Annotated in this window: 21 protein-coding genes; 8 read left to right on the top strand and 13 right to left on the bottom strand. The window is 60.5% G+C overall.

Going from position 1 to position 22326, the window contains the following annotated elements; all coding sequences use genetic code 11:
• Nucleotides 1-77: 77 nt before the first annotated feature.
• The 7 genes from P0R31_RS15430 to P0R31_RS15400 all read right to left on the bottom strand — a co-directional run bounded on the left by P0R31_RS15430 (nucleotide 78) and on the right by P0R31_RS15400 (nucleotide 8762).
• The gene (locus P0R31_RS15430) at nucleotides 78-1058 is read right to left on the bottom strand and encodes an alpha/beta fold hydrolase (protein ID WP_275508805.1); all 981 of its coding nucleotides are present in this window, start codon (nucleotides 1056-1058) and stop codon (nucleotides 78-80) included.
• Entirely contained in the window at nucleotides 1055-2194 is a 1140-nt protein-coding gene (locus P0R31_RS15425) for an epoxide hydrolase family protein (RefSeq protein WP_275514767.1), read from the bottom strand. The genes P0R31_RS15430 and P0R31_RS15425 overlap by 4 nt, the downstream gene beginning before the upstream one ends.
• A complete protein-coding gene (locus P0R31_RS15420; protein WP_275514766.1) occupies nucleotides 2191-3000 on the bottom strand; it encodes a sugar phosphate isomerase/epimerase family protein in 810 nt (269 codons plus the stop codon). Before P0R31_RS15420 ends, P0R31_RS15425 begins: the two co-directional genes overlap by 4 nt.
• A 42-nt stretch (nucleotides 3001-3042) precedes the next feature.
• Nucleotides 3043-4110: a Gfo/Idh/MocA family protein gene (locus tag P0R31_RS15415; protein ID WP_275508802.1), complete on the bottom strand. Its 1068-nt coding sequence runs from the start codon at nucleotides 4108-4110 to the stop codon at nucleotides 3043-3045.
• A gap of 19 nt (nucleotides 4111-4129) precedes the next feature.
• Nucleotides 4130-6670, bottom strand: a complete 2541-nt coding sequence (locus P0R31_RS15410) for a branched-chain amino acid ABC transporter ATP-binding protein/permease (RefSeq protein ID WP_275496835.1) — start codon at nucleotides 6668-6670, stop codon at nucleotides 4130-4132.
• Nucleotides 6667-7536, bottom strand: a complete 870-nt coding sequence (locus P0R31_RS15405; RefSeq protein ID WP_100176178.1) for a branched-chain amino acid ABC transporter permease — start codon at nucleotides 7534-7536, stop codon at nucleotides 6667-6669. The genes P0R31_RS15410 and P0R31_RS15405 overlap by 4 nt, the downstream gene beginning before the upstream one ends.
• A gap of 62 nt (nucleotides 7537-7598) precedes the next feature.
• Nucleotides 7599-8762 carry an ABC transporter substrate-binding protein gene (locus P0R31_RS15400; RefSeq protein ID WP_275514765.1) on the bottom strand — a complete coding sequence of 388 codons (1164 nt, stop codon included), beginning with the start codon at nucleotides 8760-8762 and terminating at the stop codon, nucleotides 7599-7601.
• A gap of 539 nt (nucleotides 8763-9301) precedes the next feature.
• Between P0R31_RS15400 and P0R31_RS15395 the strand changes: the two genes are divergently transcribed.
• Nucleotides 9302-10165, top strand: coding sequence for an alpha/beta fold hydrolase (locus P0R31_RS15395; protein WP_343299320.1), 864 nt, complete (start codon nucleotides 9302-9304; stop codon nucleotides 10163-10165).
• Between the two features lie 61 nt (nucleotides 10166-10226).
• Here the strand turns inward: P0R31_RS15395 and P0R31_RS15390 are convergent, their stop codons facing one another.
• From P0R31_RS15390 to P0R31_RS15370, 5 genes are all read right to left on the bottom strand, one after another.
• The gene (locus tag P0R31_RS15390; protein WP_275514763.1) at nucleotides 10227-10448 is read right to left on the bottom strand and encodes a DUF6538 domain-containing protein; all 222 of its coding nucleotides are present in this window, start codon (nucleotides 10446-10448) and stop codon (nucleotides 10227-10229) included.
• Nucleotides 10449-10912: 464 nt separating this feature from the next.
• The gene (locus P0R31_RS15385; protein WP_275496840.1) at nucleotides 10913-11779 is read right to left on the bottom strand and encodes an ABC transporter permease; all 867 of its coding nucleotides are present in this window, start codon (nucleotides 11777-11779) and stop codon (nucleotides 10913-10915) included.
• Nucleotides 11772-12632: an ABC transporter ATP-binding protein gene (locus P0R31_RS15380; RefSeq protein WP_275508800.1), complete on the bottom strand. Its 861-nt coding sequence runs from the start codon at nucleotides 12630-12632 to the stop codon at nucleotides 11772-11774. Before P0R31_RS15380 ends, P0R31_RS15385 begins: the two co-directional genes overlap by 8 nt.
• A complete protein-coding gene (locus tag P0R31_RS15375) occupies nucleotides 12629-13687 on the bottom strand; it encodes an ABC transporter substrate-binding protein (protein ID WP_275508799.1) in 1059 nt (352 codons plus the stop codon). Before P0R31_RS15375 ends, P0R31_RS15380 begins: the two co-directional genes overlap by 4 nt.
• A gap of 22 nt (nucleotides 13688-13709) precedes the next feature.
• A complete protein-coding gene (locus P0R31_RS15370) occupies nucleotides 13710-14636 on the bottom strand; it encodes a TauD/TfdA dioxygenase family protein (protein ID WP_275508798.1) in 927 nt (308 codons plus the stop codon).
• 505 nt (nucleotides 14637-15141) lie between these two features.
• Here P0R31_RS15370 and P0R31_RS15365 point away from each other — a divergent pair.
• The 5 genes from P0R31_RS15365 (at nucleotide 15142) to P0R31_RS15345 (ending at nucleotide 18629) form a co-directional block, all read left to right on the top strand.
• Complete coding sequence (locus tag P0R31_RS15365) at nucleotides 15142-16485, top strand: LLM class flavin-dependent oxidoreductase (protein ID WP_275508797.1); 1344 nt, start codon at nucleotides 15142-15144, stop codon at nucleotides 16483-16485.
• A 37-nt stretch (nucleotides 16486-16522) separates the two neighbouring features.
• Complete coding sequence (locus P0R31_RS15360; RefSeq protein WP_275514762.1) at nucleotides 16523-17338, top strand: MetQ/NlpA family ABC transporter substrate-binding protein; 816 nt, start codon at nucleotides 16523-16525, stop codon at nucleotides 17336-17338.
• A 36-nt stretch (nucleotides 17339-17374) separates the two neighbouring features.
• The gene (locus P0R31_RS15355; protein ID WP_275508795.1) at nucleotides 17375-17701 is read left to right on the top strand and encodes a hypothetical protein; all 327 of its coding nucleotides are present in this window, start codon (nucleotides 17375-17377) and stop codon (nucleotides 17699-17701) included.
• Between the two features lie 199 nt (nucleotides 17702-17900).
• Nucleotides 17901-18065, top strand: coding sequence for a hypothetical protein (locus P0R31_RS15350; protein ID WP_275508794.1), 165 nt, complete (start codon nucleotides 17901-17903; stop codon nucleotides 18063-18065).
• Nucleotides 18066-18119: 54 nt separating this feature from the next.
• Entirely contained in the window at nucleotides 18120-18629 is a 510-nt protein-coding gene (locus P0R31_RS15345; protein WP_275508793.1) for an Lrp/AsnC family transcriptional regulator, read from the top strand.
• A gap of 478 nt (nucleotides 18630-19107) precedes the next feature.
• Here the strand turns inward: P0R31_RS15345 and P0R31_RS15340 are convergent, their stop codons facing one another.
• Nucleotides 19108-20016 carry a LysR family transcriptional regulator gene (locus P0R31_RS15340; protein ID WP_275508792.1) on the bottom strand — a complete coding sequence of 303 codons (909 nt, stop codon included), beginning with the start codon at nucleotides 20014-20016 and terminating at the stop codon, nucleotides 19108-19110.
• Between the two features lie 131 nt (nucleotides 20017-20147).
• Between P0R31_RS15340 and P0R31_RS15335 the strand changes: the two genes are divergently transcribed.
• Together P0R31_RS15335 and P0R31_RS15330 are read left to right on the top strand one after the other, a co-directional pair.
• Nucleotides 20148-20810 carry a hydrolase gene (locus P0R31_RS15335; protein WP_275508791.1) on the top strand — a complete coding sequence of 221 codons (663 nt, stop codon included), beginning with the start codon at nucleotides 20148-20150 and terminating at the stop codon, nucleotides 20808-20810.
• A gap of 580 nt (nucleotides 20811-21390) precedes the next feature.
• Complete coding sequence (locus P0R31_RS15330) at nucleotides 21391-22191, top strand: SDR family NAD(P)-dependent oxidoreductase (protein ID WP_275508790.1); 801 nt, start codon at nucleotides 21391-21393, stop codon at nucleotides 22189-22191.
• Nucleotides 22192-22326: the final 135 nt, after the last annotated feature.

The raw sequence follows: 22326 nt of genomic DNA, 5'->3' as shown, positions 1-22326 counted from the left end.
AAGCTGACCTTTCAAAGTGTCGATGCGCATTGCGCCCACGGAGCGACGAAGTCCATCATTTGTCGACAGAGGCCCAATTACGCGGTGTCGCGCTTTAAGGAAGCCTCGAGAAACGGCACGATCTTTTCAATGACCGCTTCCGGCGCCTGCTCTGGCAAAAGATGTCCGCAGGCGATATCGAACCCGCTCACGTCACCCGCCCAGCGGCGCCAGACATCGGCTGCAGTCAACACCCCGGTTTCCATCCCGCTGGCAACGAGGCGTTCGTCGGCCCAAAGCACCATGACGGGACAGGCAATCTTGCGTCCCGCTGCCCGATCAGCCGCATCATGATCGAGATCAGTGTCGTAGGCGGAGCGATAGTCCTCGATCATCGCTTGACGCACCGACTTTTCCCGAAACGCTTCGCGATAGTCGGCCACGGCAGCGGGATGCAGCTTCTCGATTCCACCTGCCATCTGGTTCAATGTGGCCTCAAGAAAGGCATCAGGATCCGCCGCCAGCATCCGCTCCGGCAAATCGCCCGGTTGAAGAAACAGAAACCAGTGAAATGCGCCCTTGGCGAATTGCCGGTCGACCGCGGGCCAGACATCCAGCGTCGGCACGACGGCGAGCGAACAATAAGCACTCACACGGTCTGGATGGTCGAGCGCAAGCCGATAGCCGACACGCGCGCCGCGATCGTGTCCAACAACGGCAAAGCGATCGTGCCCGAAGGACCGCATCATCGCGACGAGCTCCGCGCCCACTGCTCGCTTGTCCCATGGCCCCGCATCCAGAACTCGGCTCTTCCCGTAGCCGGGGAGATCGGGTGCCACGACGGTATAACGCTTCGCCAACGCTGGCGCGACATCGTGCCAGGTGGCGTGGCTTTCAGGGTAACCATGGAGCAGAAGGAGCGGTGGTCCCTCTCCGCCTGTTACGCCCGCAAAGCGCACGCGCGAGGTTTGGCGATCGAGCGGTGAAAAACCTTCGAACAGATGCGGGGCTCGGCTCATCTTGATCAGTCTCGCTTGGAACAGGTTTTCGCTTTGGCTTGCCTCGGCCGAGAAAGTCATCGAAATGCACGAATGAAGGCCAGAAGGTCATCCGCTAGCAGTTCTGGTTCTTCGGTCGCCATGAAGTGGCCGCCATGCGGCAGCACGCTCCAGCGTGAAATCTCAAATTGCCGGCGGGCAAAGGATTCGGGCGGAATGCCACCGATCTCCGCGGCCGAGAGGTAGAAGCCAACTGGCACCTTGACCTGAGCTCCATCTACCCTTGCGCCGGGCGGCCAGTCGTAGACAAAATATGGCAGGAACGATGTGGCGATCGTATTGGTGATCCAGTAGAGCGTGGCATGGCCGAGGATGACGTCCATGACTTCAGGGCTCGCGAGATTCAGTTTATCGCTCCAGGAAGACCATTTCTCACCCAACCATGCGATGAGCCCTGCGGGGGAATCGCTCAGGCCATAGGCAAGACTGAGCGGTTTGGTTTGCTGAACATGCATGTAGCCGCCTTCCATGGCGGCCCATTGGTTGCGTGCGTCGAGGTACGCCTGCTCGTCCGGCGTCGCGGCGGCTTCGCCCGGCAGCGCCACCCGGAGCGCGTTCGAACTGACATGAATTGCCCGCACGCGTTGCGCATGCCGCACGCCCAGCCAGGACGTCACCCGCGCCCCGACATCGCCACCACTGGCGAAGAACCGCTCATACCCAAGCGAGGTCATCACACGCGCCCACAGGTCGGCAATCGCGGCGCCGGTATATCCGCCAAGAACACTGGTTGGGGACGAGAAGCCAAACCCAGGCAGCGAGGGGATAACCAGATGGCAGGCATCTTCGGCTCGCCCTCCAAACCGCTCTGGTTGGGTCAGGCGCTCAATTAACGGGACGATCTCCAAGAAGGTACTGGGCCAGCCGTGGGTTATGATGACGGGCACTGCATGGGGATGCGGACTTCGAACATGGACAAGATGGACGCTCACATCCTCTATGGTGAGGAACTCATGAGGCAACGCGTCGATGCGCTGCCGCCAGGCGGCGAAGTCGAAATCATTGGCCCAATATCGGACCAGGCGCCCGGCATCATCTGAACTCAAGCCAAGCGACTGATCGTCACCAGAATCATAGGACGGCCAGCGTGTAGCAAGAAGCCGAGCACGCAGATCGGTGATTTTCCCGACGAGCGATGGGGTGACGATGGCGGTCATTTGAACCCCGCCTCTTCCAGTAACCGCCTTGTCCTTGACATTGCCAGGCTTGCACGTGCCGCCGGCGACAAACCACTCCGCTGCTCGTTAGGCGCCTCGATGGCGATCGGTGTGTCCGGGGGGAAGGCTCTCATAAAATCAGCGAGCCAAAGGCCGCCTTCGCCCGGATAAAGCCGCCCTCCCCGGGCCTCGGAACGCACTCCTTCAGGCGCCGGAGGGACGGCTGGCGCATCGCACAGATGCATGTACGAGAACAGCGCCTGATCATATTGCGCCAGATCCGCTGGGCTGCCGCCCGAACGGCTCAGATGCAAGGAATCCACTAACACTCCGGCATTTGCGGGCCCGACATCTTTCAGCAATGCTATTGCTTCCGCCAGCGAGCGAATTTCAGAGTACGGGAGGAATTCCAACATTACCCGTATTCCCCTGATGTTGGCCGCTGCGCACAACCGGGAAAGGCTATCCGCAAGACGACCGCGATCAGGATCGCGCCCCGCCACAACGACGTACTTGGCGTTCAGTTCGACTGCGACATCGAGAGCGGGTTCCAGCGCGGTGACATCGCTTTCAGCCGAAAGCCAGATCGCCTCCACATCGAATATTCTGAGACCCGTGTCCGCGAGCCGGCTTTTGATGCTTCGCATCATGTCGGGATCGCCGATGACCGGGACGATATGATCGGTGGGGAACGGCGCCACGATGCGTAGCCCGACCGCGTCATACCCGCCGATCTGCGCGGCCTCGATCAGCGTGATAGGGTCAGCGTCAATAACCGTGAAGTGAGCTAGAGAAAGAAGTGGCATACTTGATCCTTGAGGATGGGAGCCGACTAGGTACGGCTTCGCTCACTGTTCGCTCAGAACAATCGTCCGGCCTGACGCTGCCGCGTCCTTCACGGCCAGCGTCGCCTGGAGCGTTCGGACCCCATCGAGACCCGACACAAGCGGAGCTTCCTCGCGGCGTATCACTCGGGCGAAATGTTCGATCTGGCGGACATAAGTGTCACCGCTTTCAGCCATCAGCGTCTCTGCATTGAGATCGCTCCGCCAGCCGGGCTCGACCGTGCCGTGATAATTGTAGTACTGGAGCGTCGGAAGCGTCACCGAGCCTTCCGTCCCGGCAAATACATGCGAACTGACCTTTTGCCGCTTCATCCGGTCCGAAGTTCCTAGCATCAGATCGAATTCGCCCGAGGCCAGATCCCACGAGAACGGGGTAACGGCGGTATCTGAAACGCTGATCGTTGCTATGGCGCCGCTGTGGAACTGCAAGAGCACCGCGGCAGTGTCCTCAACGGGGAACCCGCGCACCGCATTCGAACTCAGGGCCTGAAGCGAGCGGATCTCACCAAAAATAAAGCGAATCAGGTCAATCTCGTGGATGAGGTTGATCAGGATGGGTCCGCCACCGGCCTGCCGTCGCCAATCAAGATCAAAATAGCTCGCCGTCTTCAGTTGATTGTACATGACTGTCGCTGTGACCGGTCGTCCAATGAGCCCGTCACCAATGGCCTGACGCACACGCTGCACGGCGGTATTGTGACGGCGATGGTGGCCGACCAGAACCGGCACATTCCGCGCCTCCGCTACCCTGCACATTTCGCGAGCGGCCTCGACTTCATCGGCCACAGGCTTCTCGACCAAGACCGGAATGCCTCGTTCGATACAGGCGAGCGAAACCGGCACATGCTGCGCGTTCGGAACAGCCACAACCACGCCGTCCAGCTTCTCCCTCTCCAGCATATCGCGGTAGTCCGCATAGGCAGGTACGTGTTCGGCGCGAGCGAACTCCAGGGCCGAGGGCGTAGGATCAGAAATGGCAACCAGTGTCGTCTCCGATGACTCCCGGATTACCTTCCAATGTGCTTTTCCGATCGTGCCAAGGCCGACGATACCGATACGCACTGAAGCCATTTAACCTCTCCTTACCTAGTCACGCGATTGCTTGCCTGGCGACAGCAGCCGACGGATCATCCTGGACAACACCGAGCAGCCTCGCTTGAAGCGCATGGTCTTCCGCCAATGTCCGGGCCGCTCCTTCAAATGCGACCGCGCCGTTGACGAGCACGTACGCCCTGTCGACGATGGTCAGCACGGTTTCGGCATGATGCTCCACCACGATCATCGCAATTTTCCCGCGTAGCTTGACGAGCGCCTCCATCACTTCACTAACAACCGCCGGTGCGAGGCCCTCGAACGGCTCGTCGAGCAAGATCAGCTTGCTGGGAACAACGAGCGCACGGGCAATGGCCACCATCTGGCGTTCACCTCCGGACAGGTTCTCCGCCCTGGCCTTTTGGCGGGTCCGAAGGCGCGGAAATAGCTCGAACACCTCCGCGAGGGCGATGCCGCCCGGGCGCATCGCGAGTTGAAGATTCTCCAAAACAGTCAGGTTCGGAAACAGACGGCGGCCTTCCGGAACGAGCGAAATACCAAGCCTGTTGATTTGATACGGCTTCAATCCGTTGAGTGTCGCACCGTTGAATGTGACCGTACCTGCGCTCGACGGTAAGCTACCCGTGAGCGCTCGAAGCAGGGTCGTCTTGCCGACGCCGTTGCGGCCGAGAAGCGCGACCGCTTCACCTTCATGGATCGCCAGGTCCACCCCGGAGAGCACCGTGCTTCCAAAATAGCCCGCTGCTACGCCCTGGGCATCCAGCAGCCGGGCCCCCGAGACGTGGGTGAGTCGCTCGACCGTTGGTCGCGCTTGCGCCTCGCTTCCCCTGCTGGAGCCCAGATAGGCTGCAACAACCTCCGGATTTTTGGCCACGTCTGCTGGCTTACCATCCGCGATAATGCGTCCCTGATGCAGAACCGAGATACGGTCCGAGATGGCCAATACTCTGTCGATGTCATGTTCGATGAGCAGCACCGCGTGCTTTTCCGAGAGCTTCTTGATCAAGTCGGCGACAACGACCCGGTCGGCTTCCGCCAGACCAGCGAGCGGCTCGTCAAGTAAGAGCAGCTTCGAGTCGATCGCGAGGGTCACGGCAATCTCCAGCAGCCGCTTCGCTCCGTGGGGGAGTTCCGCTCCCAGATCCGCCGCCCGCTCGACCAAACCCACGGCATCAAGAATGGACCACGTTCTGTCGTTCAGAGCCGTGATACCGTGAGCGTCGAAGAACAATCCACCCAGGCCGTGACGTTGAGCCTGCACGGCTACTCGCACGTTCTCAAAGACACTCAGGTTCGGGAAGATTGATAGAATCTGGAACGAACGACTGATTCCGAGACGCGCGCGGGCGTGGATCGGCAGGTTCGTGATATCCCTGTCCTCGAACAATATCTGGCCGCCACTTGCCGGCAACACCCCTGTGAGCATGTTGTAAAGGGTCGTCTTTCCAGCTCCGTTTGGGCCGATAATGCTGTGAAGCACAAAGGGGCGAATCTGGAGGTCGATCTCCCTGGCGGTAACTAGGCTACCGAAATTCTTGGAGAGCTTCCGCGTTTCGAGGAGCGGCCTAGTCGCGTCGATTGCCAACGCTGCGCTTTCGTAGGGTTCAATTGCGTGAGGTCTGGGCGGAATTGCGCTGTCCGTGAGCGTCCAACGCTGGCGACGCGTCATCCGTTGCGCCAAACCGTGGATGCCTTCGGGCGATAGCAACGCGAACAAGATCAGCACTGGCGCAAACATCAGCCACCAGTTCTCTGTAAGCGCCGACAGCCTGTTCTCCAAAATGATAAAGGCGATTGCGCCCCAGAGCGGGCCGAGAAAATGATGCACGCCGCCGAGGACCGTCATCAGCAAGCTGTCACCCGCATGCTGCCAACTTAGATTGTCGGCATAGACACCTTGCAGCATAACAGTCAGAAGAGCACCAGCGTAGCCAACGACCGCGGCCATGAGTGAAAACGCGGCGAGACGAACAAGGTAGACGTTATAGCCCAGACTGCTGGCCCGCTGCTCGTTGTCGCGCACGGCCTGGAGGACGCGTCCGAATGGCGCATGCGCCAGCCGCCAAATGAGCCACATCGCGAGAACCACGGTCACAACCACAAAGACGTGGAACGAGATGTCCTTGGCAAAATTGGCGCGCGGGATACCCTGAATGCCATTTTCGCCGCCAGTTACCGAAGTCCATTTGAACGCAATCTCGAACGCGATCTGCGAGAAAGCCAGCGTCAGCAAGGAAAAATAGAGACCCTTGCGACGCAAGATGATCGCGCCGATAGCCAGCCCGAGCAGGATCGAGAACAGGATTGACAACGCCAGCGCGGAAAACTCGTTACCCACCCCGGAGAGAAGAAGAAACGCTGCCGCGTAGCTGGCACCACCGAAGAAGACGGACGCGCCGAACGGAACAAGGCCCGTATAACCGACGAGCAGATTTACTCCAGTTCCATAGAGCGCATATATTGCAATTTGCGTGACGAGAGAGACCGGAGCGCCGAGCCCGAGCCACAGGCCGGTCAACGCACTGAGAACGACGGCGACCCAAACAACGGGATGTCGCGAGAACCTGCGGACTTTCATTCGAACCTTTCCCACTTTTCGCCGAAGAGGCCGCGCGGACGAACAAGCAGGATGACTGCCATCAGGACGTACATCGCCGCACTGGACCAATCGGGATAAAACTGAATCGTCATCGCCGTCACCACGCCGACAAGGACGCCGGCAATGATCGCTCCAGCGTACGAACCCAGACCGCCGATAGTGACAATGACGAAGGCAGGCATGATCGCGCCCGCGGCCATCGACGGATTGACGGTCCAGAGCGGACCGGAAAGCATGCCCGCGAGGCCGGCAAGCAGGCAGCCGATGCCAAAAACGCTGCTCAAGACGATCGGAAGATTGATTCCGAGAAGTCCAACCATTTCCGCATCGCGCGAACCGGCCCGAATAATCCGCCCGAACGGTGTGTATTCAAGAAAACTCCAGAACGCGACGAGCGCGAAGACCGTCACCGCCAGGACGACGATACGGTATTTGGTGATCAACACCGGACCATATTCCACGAAACCGGCAAGGAATCTGGGCGGATTGAAAGGCAGAGGAGCGGCGCCGAACACCAGGCGAAGGATCGCTTCGAAAAACAAGGCCAGCGCAAACGTAAGAATCAGACCGAGTAGCGGCTCCTTTCCGTAGAGCCGTCGTATCAGCACGAATTCGACGAGCATGCCGATAAGACCGGTAAGCAACGGCGCCAGCAACGCCGCTCCCCATCCGAAATCCCGGTTCAACATCAACGCAAGATAGGCGCCGATGGCAAAGAAGGCGCCATGCGCAAAGTTCACGATGCCGAGCATTCCAAAAATGACTGAGAGTCCTACGGCGATTAGAACGTAGAGAAATCCCAGAACCAAGCCGTTCACGGCCTGAGACAAGATCAAGTCAAACATTGAGTGCTCCATTGAAGGAGCCGCATCTTTCCAGCTGGACTGCGGCGCCCCCTCACCGAGACCTAGAGCGCGTCCATCTTGCACGCGCTTTCGGCCTGCGCGCCGAAGACCTTCTCGATCTCCGCGTCATTCGAAGGCGTCTCGGCGAGAATGTCGAAGTAGTCCCATTTGTCAGTGATGCTGGGTTTGATGCCGACGACGAGCAGACGATTGACCATCTGATGATCAAATGCGCGGTAACCCGCCTTTACGCCGCCGCGCTGAACGCCCCACTTTTCGAGCGCGTTCACAATTGCTCTGGGCTCGGTGGCTTTCGCAGTCTCAACCGAATCGAGCAATGCGTTCATTGCCATCCATCCCATCCAGGTCTTGTCGGCTGCGGGACGCTTGTATTTTTTCTCATATGTTGCCGCCATCGCTTGCTCTTCGGGCGGATTGTTGGGGTTCTTGTGGTACCAGCTCATCGTGAACAGACCGTCCGCAGCTTCTGGACCCACACCCCAGAGATCCGTGGCGCCGACAGCAATTTCCGCAAATGGAATCTTGCCCTTCATGCCCAGCTCGTTCCACTGCTTCAGGAACGTGGAGATATCGTTGCCCGGCACTCCTCCCACAACGACGTCGGGCTTGGCGGCACGGATCTTGAGAATAAAGGAGCTGTAGTCAGCTGTGTTGACCGGGACCTCATCGACGCCCACAAGCGTGATTCCATTAGCCGCGCTGAATTCGGTGAAAGAACGCTTGATGTCTTGCCCGAAAGCAAAAGCTGCAGTCAAGAGATACCACTTCTTGCCAAGCCCCGCACAATATGGCGCGAGAACGCGGGTATGAACGTCTGCCGGGGGCTGCAGGCGGAAAGTGTATTTGTTGCAAAGCCGCCCGGTTAGATCGATCGCCCCCGCGTTGGCGGCAACGAACGGTATCTTCGCCTTTTTTGCGACCGCGGATATTGCGAGCGCGCTCGAACTAAGGGAGCCGCCAACAATGCCAACCACGTTGTGCTCGCCGACCAGGCGCTCGGCATTTTGCTGCGCCGCTTGTGACGTCGGCTCATCGAGCCAAATGACCTCCGCCTGACGACCCAAAAGGGTGTTGTTGCGGGTCTCAAGAGCCAACAAGCTACCTTGCGCCATATATTCCGCTTGATCAGCCACGGCTCCCGTCTTGGCGTAGATCATTCCAATCCTGATCGGATCCGCAGCGGCGGCGTTCCCAATGTAGGGCATCCCAAGCTTCGAAGCCGCAGCGTGAGCCAGCGCCAAGCCGCCCGCACCTCCGATCAAGGTTCTGCGATTAATCCTGGTCAAATGGCGCAACGAATTAGACGACATAACTACCTCCCTCACTGGTTTCTGCTTGCGGCTCTCTGGAGCTCTTGGACGGCTGCGCAGCAAGTTCCTATACATGAACTTGTTCTTGTATATGTACCATTGGGCAAGAAGTCAACGAGTCACGAGCTGCCATCGCCACAACATTGCATTTCACGACCAATTGGTCTATATATTTGTAAAGCATGGGCGCAGCTCGCTCGCGGATAAGCCCCCCCAAGAGGCGCTAGTGCGCTGCACTGCGATCACCGCTATTTTCCTGGCGGCGGCGGACGATTAACCTCACCTGTTTGCTGCCGAGAGAAGAAGCCACGCTCAAGCTGCGATCCAGGCAAATCTGTTTTCAAACGCGTCGCGAAGATCACTTCTGAGCGTCGACGTGTGCAAGCAATTGAGATTGCGGCAGACCTTGTACATGTATAAGAACTAGTTCTCTTATGAGAACTTCATTCAATCAGAAGGTGACGCGCATGAATCGTAGACAGTTGATCGGCAACGCTGTAGCTGGAGCCGTTGTCACTGGCTCCCTGCTCACGAGCTCAAACAGCGCGAAGAGCGCGGAGACCAGATCGCCGCTTACCTTTGTACTCGTGCACGGAGCGTGGCACGGGGGCTGGTGCTATCGTGACGTTGCCAGTGAACTTCGCTCCATGGGACACACGGTATTTACCCCTACCCTCACGGGCTTGGGAGAACGCGCGCACCTCAACGGTCAGGACGTCACGCTCGAGACCCACATTCGTGATGTTTGTGGGGTCATCGAGGCAGAGGAACTCTCCGACGTGATCCTTTGTGGCCACTCTTATGGAGGGATGGTGATAACGGGAGTCGCCGATCGGATGGCTTCGCGAATCCGGACATTGGTGTACCTGGACGCCTTCATTCCCGAGCATGAGCAGTCACTGAACAAGTGCCTCGAGGTTGCCTTATCACGCGAGAACTTCAAGGCGTTCATTGAGGGATTTCGGGGGAGTGCCATCAAGAACAATAGCGGTCTGATGGCACCTGCTTCGGCCGAAGGTTTCAAGGTCATTGAGCAGAAGCGCGCGTGGGTTGATCGGCGGTGCGTACCTCAAGCACTAGCGACCTTTGAAATGCCAGTGCTGCTAACCGGAGCCGGCTCCGCCATAAAGGAACGTGTCTTCATTTTGGCCGAGGGTTGGGATCCAAGCCCATTCCGCTATTACGCAGCGAAGGTGGCCGGGTTGCCGGGCTGGCGTGTTACCAAAATGCCTTGTGGACACGACGTCATGGTGGACATGCCGGTCGAACTCGCCCGCGAACTTGTGAAGCCGGCCTAGAGGCGTCGGTCTGTGAATCGGCGTGGGGTCTCGACGCCGACCGGCACGATAAGTCTCTGATTCACATGACATCGAAGGGGGCGTGCTTCGGTGCCGATTCACACTCGAGCCGCGCCAGCTCTTCGAGATTGCGGATGCGCGCGACGGCGAGGTCGCGCGTCTGCAGCGAGAACTTGATCTCGCGCCTGCCGACGAGATCCCTCAGCCGTTCGGGCACGCGCTTGCGGAACAGGAAGATTCCGCTTTCCGGGTGACGCTTCGGCGTAAAGAGCGCGTTGACCATGGTGCGTGGACCGTCGATGTGTACCGACGGTTGTCCAGCCGAACGCGAAAAGTCCTTTCAGATCAAAAGGACGGCGATTCTACCGAGGTTTTCGTGACTGCTGGCGGAAAGGGAAGCCCTACCGACACTAATCTTAATGCTCGCCTCAATCTTCCTGTCCGATTGGATCGAGGAGAAGTTGTTCGGCCACACGACCGGCATAGGCATCGCGGTCGGATTTATTGTCGGACTCTCGATCCACTATGGCCTACCTCATTTCCTAACTTCAAAACGAGACTCCACCAAAAGGGGGGCTCCGAGGAACAGGAAAGGAGTGAGCCTCTCCCTTGAGAGGAGCGAAAGGCGAGTGAACGTCAGCTTGTGGCCCGTCTCGACATATTGCGCCGCCGCATGACCTCGGCCGCTATAGGGGCGAAGCGGACACTGCGTTCGTCGTATCACGCCCCTGCGTTTATGGGTCCGCCCTAGCCAGCCGGCGCCTTCCACCGCATCAGGCGACGCTCCAGTGCCTCCAGGATCGCGTTGAAGGTGAGACCGATCACGGTGATGCCGAGGATGCCGAAATACATCTGCGGGATCAGGAAGCTGTACTGGCTGTTGATGATGAGATAGCCGAGCCCCGATTTCGCACCGACCATCTCGGACGCGACAAGGACCAGCATCGCCGAGGCGCTTGCCAAGCGAATGCCGACGAAGATGGTCGGCAGCGACGCCGGCAGGATCACCTTCCGGAACAGCTGGCTTGGCGTTGCGCCCATCGTCCGTGCCGACTTGACCAGGAGCGGATCGACCTGGCGGACTGCAGCGATCGTGTTCAGCAGCAGCGGCCAGGCGCAGCTGTAGACCACCATGGTAACCTTCGAGAGCTCGCCGATCCCGAGCAGCAGGATGAAGACCGGCAGCAGCGCAAGCGGCGCCGTATTGCGCGCGATCTCGATGATCTGGCTCAGGAGATTGCCCAGCCCGACATACCATCCCGTCAACACACCCAACGGCACGAACAGGGCAATGGCGATCAGGAAACCGCTCAGGGCCCGAAGCAGGCTTGCGCCGACGTGGTCGTAGAGCTCCCCCGACTGTGCAAGCTGCCAACCCGCGGCGAGCACCTCGGAGAACGGCGGCAGGAAGGTCACATCGATCAGCCCGAGGCGCGGCGCCGTTTCCCAGAGGGCCAGGAACAGCAGCAACAGTAGGGATCGCTGTCCGATGACGCCGAGCCATCGCACCAGGCTACCCGTCGCCGCGGCAACTACGCCGGCGCGTTGCCTGGCCCGGTCTTTCGGGCTGCCCTCGGCCAGTTCCAGCAGCGTCAGGATCTCCAGATTAGACATGAGCGAGCTCCTTCGCCTTTGCCAAGCGCTCGCCATCCGATGCCGCGGCCGGGAAGCCTTGCGCCTTCAAGACCTCGTCGCGCAGCAAGGACCACACTTCGTGCCTGACATGCCCGAACCCGGGCAGTGAACGGACATCCTCGGTCTCGCTGTGCAGCTCATCGGGAATATCGATGACTTGCTTGATGCGACCCGGACGCGAGGTCATCACCGCCACGCGCTGACCAAGGACCACGGCTTCGTCGATGCTGTGCGTAATGAACAGGATGGTCTTTCCCGTGCGGCGCCAGATCCGCAACAGCTCGCCCTGCAATGTCTCCCGCGTCTGCGCATCGAGCGCCGCAAACGGCTCGTCCATCAGCAGCACCTCCGGATCGTAGGCAAGGCTGCGGGCGATCGCGACGCGCTGCTTCATGCCGCCGGAGAGCTCGTGCGGATAGCGGTCGGCAAACCCGGACAGCCCGACCAGGTCGAGATAGTGCAGCGCCCTCGCCCGTCGCTCCCTGGCCTTCAGGCCGGCAATGTCGAGCCCGAACTCGATATTTTGCGCAGCCGTGCGCCAAGGAAACAGCGCATATTGCTGGAACACGATGCCGCGGTCGCGCGCCGGACCCTCGATGACCTTGCCATCGAGCAGGATGCGACCGCTGCTCGGTGTCGTCAGGCCGCCGAGCAGATCCAGCAAGGTCGACTTGCCGCAGCCGCTCGGCCCGACCAGCGCCAGGAATTCGCCGGTCCGAACATCCAGCGTGATGTCGTCGAGCGCGGTGAAGCGCTGCGCCGGCCCGCCATCCTTGCTGCGGACCAGGAAGTCTTTGCGCACGTGCTCGAAGCGGATCTTGGCCGTGGTCATTTGGCCTCCGCGGTCTTGCCCGGGCGGAAATAGTTGAACGCGTTGGTGTAGAGATCCGACGGCTTGAGCTGGTCCTGCTTCAAGAGGCCATCCCTGACCAGCCAGTCGATCCAGACCTGGAGCTCGGCATCGCCGATCACGCCGCCCTTGGTCGCGACGCCCGTGCTCCTCCAGTACTTGATCGGAGTGGCGTCCTCGTTGCGCTTGCGCTCGGCGATGACGCGCTCGAAGCGGGCACGGACCTCCTCCGGCGGCGTTGTCTGAGCCCAGTCGATGGCACGAGACACGCCCTCGATCAGCTTGCGGGACGTGTTCGGATTGTCCTTGATGAACTTGTCCCGCAGCACATAGGCCCCTCCGGTAAAGTTCCCGAAGACGTCCGTATCCGCAAACAGCCGCCGAATGCCGCCGCGCTCGAGCGCCTTGTCGCGCAGGACGCCGCCGAGCGTGCTAAGCTCGACCTGCCCCTGCCGCAGCGCCTGCTCACCGGTGACGGGCGGGATCGCAACCAGCGTCACCTGCTTCGCCTCCGCCGGCGTCAGGCCGTTGCGAGCCAGGTACTCGCGCAGCACGAATTCATGGTGCGCTCCCAGCGTATTGACCGCGACCTTCTTGCCGATCAGGTCCCGCGCGGTCTTGATCGGACTATCCTCCTTCACGTAGTAGCCGCTGTAGGTGTTGTCGTCCGAGCCGTAATAACCGACCACCGCCTTGATCGGCGCCTTGGCGGCGATCAACTTGATGATCGCGCCGTAGAACGCACCGCCGATGTCGATATCGCCGGTGACCACGGTCTGGATATCCTGCGGTCCGCTGATGGTGTTGCCGACCCATTTCAGCTTGAGCGGCGCGAGATAGCCGAGATCGTCAGCGAGCTCGATGAAGGTCACCTGCCCGGCCCAGCCCTGGTAACGGATCTCGCTCTTCTCGAGCTGCGGCTCGGCCATGGCGCTGCCAACGAGCCCCGTCAGACCGAGGGCCGCGAGGCCGAGTTGCCGGCCTCGTGCACGGAGCCCGGCAACCAGCCGGCGCAGAGCGGAGATAGCAATTCTCATTGTATTCACTCCCTAGCTTACTTCAGGCGGCTTTTGCTTGCGGCTTGGTCGACTTGATCCGGGTGACGCTCAGCCCGCCCTGGACGCTGACCGGCACCTCGCCGTCAATGGTCGCGCGCCGCACGACGCGATGCTGATCGCCGTAATCATTGACGGCGTAATGCTGGGTCGCGCGGTTGTCCCAGACGACGACATCCCCCTGCCGCCAGCTCCAGCGAACCGTGTTCTCCGGCGCCGTGATGTGCGACTGGAACAGGTCGAACAGCTTCTGGCCGTCATATTTCGACAGGCCAACGAAGCGCTGGACGAAGTTGCCCAGCACCAGCGTGCGCTCGCCGGTCTCGGGATGCACGCGAACGACGGGATGCTCGGTCTCATAGACCGTCCCGGTGAATACCTCGTCGAAGTGTTTTCTGTCGGCTTCGCTCGCGCGGGTCTTGACCGCATAGTCATAGGCATTGCTGTGCACCGCCCAGAGTTCGTCGGCGAGCTTTCGCAACGGAGCAGGCAGGTCGAGATAGGCGGCAGCCGTGTTCGACCAGATCGTGTCGCCGCCGAACTCGGGGATCACGACGCCGCGCAGAACCGAGATCTTCGGATAAGCGTCGATGAACGTGACGTCAGTGTGCCACTGGTCGGCCCGCCCGCCTCCGCGCGCGGAGTCGAGCTCAAGAATCGAGGCCGTGCCCTTGGTGGCGCCGACCGTCGGATGCGGCACCAGCTTGCCGAGCCGATGGGCAAATCGCTCCTGCTCGACATCGTCGAGATGATTCTGGTCACGGAAGAAGATGACCTTGTGCTCGAGCAGCACCTGGTTGATCGCCGCAATCGTCCGATCCGGCAAATCGCCGGAAAGCTTGATGTTTCTGATTTCGGCACCGATACGTGCCGATCGTTTGACGATATCCGAACGCGAAATGACGTTGTCGATGGTGATTCCGTCAGTCATGTCATCTTCCCCGAGATCGCGATCCATTGGACAAGGCTCCGCCGTGCGCCGATCGCTGCTGCAACGGCGGAGTGAAAGACAGTGATGTTGCGATCGATCCTCTCGCGTGATCGCCGTCAGCTCTGGCGGCGATCACGTCTGGCGGGATATTTCAGTAACAGCTGCATCAATGCAGCGTCTCGTCAGTCCGAGAATGCTAGCTCAAGGCTTTCGGAAATGGCTTCCAAAGTTTGAACGGCGCGGGGAATAGTTGCATTCACGAAATCAGCGGCAGCGAAACGCAGAACCGCACTCGCTGGATAGCACAGCATCGCCGCCAACCGCGACGCTGGTCTGGACATGCATATCTCGAACACACCAGGGGGCGCAGGGCGCGCGATCTAAGTTCTCAGGTTTTCTCGCAAGTTCATGCTCACGCGTAACTCAACAACGCAAATCCATTCCATCGACAACGATGTGACCGCCGACATAAATTTTGCGCAGGCCGACCCAGGAACATTTCGACATGAGCAACCCACGGCAGCTTGTTCTCAATCTCTTCATCTATCCCGGCGGTCATCACGAAGCCGCGTGGCGCTACAAGGGATCGTCCGCGGAGCGCATTCTCGACATTACCTTTTATCAGGAGCTGGCGCAGCGCGCCGAGGCGAGCAAGTTCGACGCGATCTTCTTTGCCGACGGGCCGGCTCTTGCCGACAACGTCCGTTACGCCCAGCGCTTTCGCTTCGAGCCGATCACCTGGCTGGCTGCGATCGCCGCAGTGACGAAGCGCATCGGCCTGATCGCGACGGCATCGACGACTTATACCGAGCCCTACAACCTCGCACGCATGTTCGCCTCGCTCGACCATCTGAGCCAGGGTCGCGCCGGCTGGAATATCGTGACGACCAGCGCGCCGCAGGCCGCGCAGAATTTTGGCCTGCCTGAGCACCCGCCTCACCACGAGCGCTACGAGCGCGCCCGCGAATATCTCGACGTGATCTCGCGCCTCTGGGACAGCTGGGAGGACGACGCGCTCGTCAACGATCCGGCTTCCGGCATCTTCGCCGACACCAGCAAGATCCACACGCTCGACCATGTCGGCAAGCATTTTCGGGTTCGCGGCCCGCTGAACATCTCGCGGACGCCGCAGGGCCGGCCGGTGTATGTGCAGGCCGGCTCCTCCGACGACGGCCGCGCCTTTGCCGCCCGCTTCGCGGAAGCCATCTTCACCGCGCACCAGACGCTGGACTCCGCCAAGGCCTTCTATGCCGACATCAAGCGACAGGCCCGCACCTTCGATCGCGGCCCCGACGAGATCAAGATCCTGCCCGGCATCAGCCCCTTCATCGGCAGCACGCAAGCCGAGGCGGACCGTCTACAGGACGAGTTCAACGAGCTGATCCAGCCGGAATATTCCCTGACGCAGCTGCGACAGATGATCGGCGTCGATCTCACCGGCTACGATCTCGACGGCCCCGTGCCGCGCCATCTGATCGACACCGCCAGTGCGCGCGGCGTCGCCAGCCGTTTCAAGCTCGTTGTCGACATCGTCGATCGCGAGAAACCGACGATCCGCCAACTCGTCCAGCGCCTCGCCGGCGCGCGTGGCCACTGGGTCATCGCCGGCACGCCGGAAAAGATCGCCGATAACATCCAGACCTGGTTCGAGGGCGGCGCAGCGGACGGCTTCAACGTGATGCCGCCCTGGCTGACCGGCGGCTTCGACGTCTTTGCCGAGCAGGTCGTCCCGATCCTGCGCAAGCGCGGCTTGTTCCGCGAGGACTACACCGGCACGACGCTGCGCGAGCATTACGGCCTCGCCCGCCCCGCCAGCATGTACTCCAACCAGGTCAAGGCGATCGCCTGACACCGCTCTCCCTCCAAACTGGAAACCGTAAGAAGACATGAAGACCGCATTGTTCCTCCTCTCCGGCCTTTTGGCTCTCTCCCCGCTCGCCGCCGGAAACTCCATGGCGCAGCAGCCCACCAAGCCCGAGTTGCGGGTTGGCTTCGTGCCGGGACCGTACATCGACGAGTTCAAGATCGGCGTCGAGCCGGAGCTGAGGAAGAAAGGCTACAAGATCCGCTATGTCGAGTTCTCGACCGGCCTTGAAGCCAACAACGCGGTGTTCAAGTCCGAGATCGATGCCAATGTGATGCAGCACACGGTCTTCCTCGAGTCCTACAACGAGCGCCAGAAGACCGATCTCGTCGGCATCGTCCACGTTCCGACGCCCCCGATGGGCCTCTATTCGAAGAAGCACCCGCTGGGCACGCCGATCAAGCCGGGCTCCAGCGTCGCGGTGCCGAACGATCCCGTCAACCTCCAGCGCGCGCTGTGGGTGCTGCGCGATCTCGGCCTGATCGAGATTCGCGACAGCAAGCCGGTCGACGTCACCGAGCTCGATGTCATCAAGAATCCGGGCGGCATCAAGATCGTGCCGCTCGAGGCCGCGCAGGCGCCGCGGGCGCTCGACGATGTCGATTTCGCCGCTGTCCAGGGCAATTTTGCGATCTTCAGCGGTCTGAAGCTGACCAATGCCTTTGCGCTGGAGAAGATGACGACTCCCTACATCAACGTGCTCGCCGTGAAGAAGGCCAATGCCAATGCCGAATGGGCACAGGACATCGTCGCCGCTTACAAATCGCCGACGTTCAAGACGGCGATCTTGGCCGACCGCTTCTATGACGGGTTCACCCTGCCCGACTACATGAAGTGAGGGGATCGCGGAACAACAGTGAGACGGTGCGTCAGCATGTTCGAGTTCACACTGGAATGGACGGGTGTTCGTTCTCCCGCTGAGCGGGCGGCCGACGCGCGAGCGGTGACCGATCGCGTCGGCTGGCATGAAGCCTTGATCCTGCCGCTGGTGCTGCTGATCGCGTTCCTGTTCGTGCTCGGCGTGATGACGGGGGCGCACCTGCATGAGCGCGCCGACCGGAGCCTGATGTATGCATCGTTCGGCAGCATGGGCCTGCCCATGCTGCCGATGGCGCCGGACTCCTGCCGTAGACCGCTGAACGCCGGCTCTACCCCGCGTCTGCAGCACGCCGACGTGCTCGCGCTACTCGCGAACGAATGATCTGACGCCTCCGCACTCCCCCCACCGCATGAAAAATGTTCCTTGCGAAACGGCACTATGGAATTTTGTGCTCGAACAGATGACACTATCAGTACGATCCAACCAAACTGAACGTGGCCAACGGCTGGCGATGTTCAACATGTTACCGCTCGTGTTAGCTTTGTCGTGTTCTCGCCCTACAATGTTGTCCGGAGTGAACATGAGCTACGTCATCTCGCTGCATTCAAGCTTCGCCAGCTGGTTCGAACAGGCACGTGAATGGTTCCGGCGCTCACTGCGACCGCAGACGGGCGGCCCGAACGATGACCGCAGCGACCGCTTGGACGATCTTTACGAAATCTTCCTGTTCGGGCCTCACGGCTGACAACCCGCCCAAGCGCCGGCCCCCAGCTTCCGCTGACACAAAGGTAATCAGACAATGTCCGACGCTGCGCTGCAGTTCGCCGAGACCGGCCGGCGCCTCGACGCCATCGACCGCAAGATCCTGACGGTGCTTCAGGAGGACGCCTCGCTCTCGGTGGCCGAAATCGGCGACCGGGTCGGCCTGTCCTCCACGCCCTGCTGGAAGCGTATCCAGCGCCTCGAGGCAGACGGCGTGATCCTGAAGCGCGTCGCGCTCGTCGACCAGAACAAGATCGGCCTCGGCCTTTCGGTGTTCGTCTCGGTGGAAAGCTCCGATCATTCCGATGCCTGGCTGAAGCGCTTCGCCGCGGCGGTCAGCGCCATGCCCGAGGTGATGGAGTTCTACCGCATGGCCGGCGACGTCGACTACATGCTGCGCGTCGTCATTCCGGACATGCCGAGCTACGACGTGTTCTACAAGAAGCTGATCCACGCCGTGCCGCTCAAAAACGTGACCTCGCGCTTCGCGATGGAGAAGATCAAGTCGATCACCGCGCTGCCGGTGCCGACGGCGGTGGCGGACTAAGGCGACAGCGGGAAGACTCCATCCCCAAGCGCAACGGTTTGGCGAACTACAGCACGCTGGCATTGCGCACGCATGCGTAATGCCTAGCTGAGCGCAATACCCTGACGATTCTTTTGCGTGATCTAGACGTTTTGCAGGCATCATCAGCAAGTTTGAATGGCCTTTAAGGCTCCCGGTGCGAGCACCGGAGCACCCTCAACTACAAGCGACCTCCATGGACGTCGTTTATCATGAAACGTGAATCGTGAAACAGCCTCCGTCGCCTCTCGAAGCGACATGAGAGTGTGTTCCGTCCATCTTACGGCGTAATCCAAGATTCGAGCGTCTAGTGAAGAGCTTCAATGTCCCCATCCTCCCGCGCATCGACGGCAATCTCTGGCGGAAGATAGCGAGGAGGGCGCAACGCTGACTAGTCGGCGTAGGCTTCCTGAAGGAGACCCATCGCAGTTTGTGCAACACGAACCGATTTGTTCGCTTGCTACCGCGCCCGTTGAGCTTCCCGCAGCATGATTCCTCTGCAGAGGCCTTCGCAGCATTCAACCATCATTTCAGTCAGCGCCCGCACCTTTCGGGCTGGATGTTGGCCGGCCGGCCGTACCACGTAGATGCCCAAACTTGGAGGTGGGTACTGCTTCATCACCGGGACCAACGCACCGGACTCAAGATGCTCGATGATAAGTTCCTTCGGAATACCTGCAAGCCCGATGCCCGCAAGAGCAGCGGCGACGAGAGCGACGGCGTTGTCTGCTTTAAAGCGTCCTTTCGGCCTCAGTGTGATCAGCTTGTCGCCATCGAGTGCCAGCCAGGTCTCAGTCCCTTGCATGACAACGTCGTGAGTTTCGAATTCTTCCGGGGTTTCTGGAGCACCATGACGCTCGATGTATTCAGGCGTCGCCACGTATACGGCTGGCGTGTAACCGACTTTCCTGGCGAGCAGGTTTGAGTCGGCGAGGTGACCGATCCTGATGGCGCAATCAAATCCTTCCGCTATCAGATCAACGAATCGGTCCGTGTAGCTGGCGCGAACCTGCAGCTCAGGATTCAGGCGCGCCAGTTCGGCTATCACCGGCGCGAAGTGTGTCGGACCGAAAGTCAGCGGAGCGGCGATCCGTAAGTTGCCGCGTAGTTTGCCCGCTGGCAGGATCGTTTCTCGAGCAATGTCGATCTCTGCGCAGATTTTCGCGGCGTGTTCGCGAAACGTTATCCCAGCTTCGGTCAGGCCAGCGCCACGTGTGGTTCGTGCGAGCAATTGGATACCCAGGTCGGCCTCTAGCCTAGCTAACCGCCGACTGATGATTGACTTGGAAACGCCAAGGCGAAGCGCAGCTGCCGTGACGCTTCCCGCATCGGCGACCTCAACAAATGTCCGCAGTTCCTCGATATCCACTCGCGTTCCCCGATCCGCAACTCAGCACAACACTTCTTGAAGCTATACGCACCAGAAATGCAATGGCATTCGAACATGCGCGGTGCGCTGCAATCGCGTCAAATGAGCGCTTCTGCAGGAAAGGAATTGCCATGAGTTTTCGCCAAGGTCTCGGTTCCCTCCTTAGACCGGAGGATTCGGTGTTGGTCCTGATCGACCATCAGCCCTACCAGCTCGCCAACCTGAACAGCCATGATCCTCAGGCAGTAGTTAACAACACAACTGCACTAGCCAAGGCCGCCAAGGTCTTCGGCGTCCCGACGATCCTGACGAGCGTCATTGCGGGGCGGGGCGGACTGATCTTCAAACATGTCACCGACGTCTTCCCGGACCAGAAGGTGATCGACCGCACCTTCATCAATACCTGGGAAGACAAGGCCGTCGTAGATGCTGTGAAAGCGACCGGACGTAAGCAGCTGATCATCGCCGGCCTTTGGACAGAAGTCTGCGTCGCGATGCCGGCGATCCAAGCTGCGGGCGAAGGTTGGGATGTGACAGTGATCACCGACGCATCAGGAGGTACGTCGGTTGAGGCCCACGAGGTCGCCATTCAGCGCATGATCGGGGCCGGCATCAACATGATGACCTGGTTGGCCCTCGCAGCCGAATGGCAGCGCGACTGGGCGCGTCTCAAGACGGCCGGCCCGCTGACGCAGGTCATGATCGATCATGTTGGCGGCAGCGGCGTCGCCTACCTGTGGGAGCAGCAGCTGCTGAACACACCAGTGCCCAACGAACAGTCGGCAGGCGTCTGATCGGAATGAAGGGGGACGCGGGATGCGCCCCGTGGCGCGACCCGCTCTCTGCCCCGCCGCAGAAAGCGGCGGCCCAAAGGTGCCCCTCGCTGCGTAGGGAGTGTGAAGATATCGATTGAGCTTCCCCATCGACAGGAGATGGACGTCACTTACCCCGAGTTTCGGGTGATGCCCACTCGAGGAGCACTGGGACGGGCTCCAGGACGAGGTGAAGCCGTCCTGCGGCATCTCCATGTTCAATCCTCTGGAACGTAAGCGTCAGGCGCCACGAGACGCCGGCTCAGCCGAGCCGCCACCTGATCCCTCCTGCGCCTCGAAAGACCCAAAATGGAAGTTGGCATCGACAGCTTCGCCGCCCTCCCCCTCGATTTCGCGACTGGCGTAGGTGGTCCGACGACAGTTCCGGCCAAGATCCACGAGGCAAGTGCAGTCCTGGGCAGGCTTTCACGTATCACTTTCCAAACGAGTATCGCCTCCAGGACTCCCTGGGATCAGCACTCGATCGAGCTCCTAGGCAATGAAGTCGCTCCCTCGCCAGGAGCATCGTTTGAAGGCTGCGCAGCAATCCAGGAGGGTCGTTATGGCATCCCGCCCCCGACGTCGCCGGTATTCGGTCGTGATCACCGGAGCCGGCACCGGTCTCGGACGCGAGCTCGCGTTGGGCTACGCCGCCCGAGGCTGTATCGTCTTCGGAACTGCAGTGTCTGCTGCTGAGGTGGAGGAGCTCAGAACTGCGTCTGGCGGGCGCGTCAGCCTCGCGGTGAGCGATGTCACCAAATTCACCAAAGGCAAAATTTGGGCGGAAGGCGTGTCGGACGCGCTCGATGGGGCCGGGCTCGACCTCCTCATCAACAATTCTCACGTTATCCCCCCGAGCCCGCTCGAAACGATCTCCATCGATACGGCACGGCATGCTCTTGAGGAGAACGTCCTTGGTGCGATGAGCATCATCAACGCCTTTCTGCCGGCGCTTCGCCGATCGCGCGGCCAGATCGTCCAGATCATCGACGCGAGTAACAGTACCCCAGATACCTTTTGTGGGCTTGCGGCAGCGTCTAACGCGGCGCTCGAGGCGCTCGTGTCCGCTTACCGGGCCGACCTCAAGCCGTTCGGCGTGCACGTCACGACGGTATCGATGGGCCGCATCCAAGGCGGTGATGTATCGACGACTTCAGATGCTCTGATGAGCGCCGCTAAGAACATGGACCCTGAGCAGCGCGAGCTGTATAGCAGGCGGCTTGCAGAATATTCCAAGAGTAACGAAGAGCTGGGCGCGAAGGCTTTGGAGTCCTGCGAAGCTGCTGCGCGCCTGATCGAGATTCTGGACCAGAAACCCGCCCTAAGCCGGGTCGCCGTCGGGTCCGATGCGAAGGCACATTGAAATTCCCCGTTCCGCCGAAGCAGCGGTATCAGGTCGCGATCACCCGCCGTCCTCAAGTATCCGATCTCGGCGTTCCATTCCCTGCAACACAGCTCAGCAGGTTTCGCCACTAAGCACGGCGAACCCGCCTCCCCA

Source organism: Bradyrhizobium yuanmingense, assembly GCF_029167105.1.
GTDB classification, from domain to species: domain Bacteria; phylum Pseudomonadota; class Alphaproteobacteria; order Rhizobiales; family Xanthobacteraceae; genus Bradyrhizobium; species Bradyrhizobium yuanmingense_A.
Note: the sequence above shows the minus strand (reverse complement) of the source record. Positions and strands in the feature narration are given on the sequence as shown.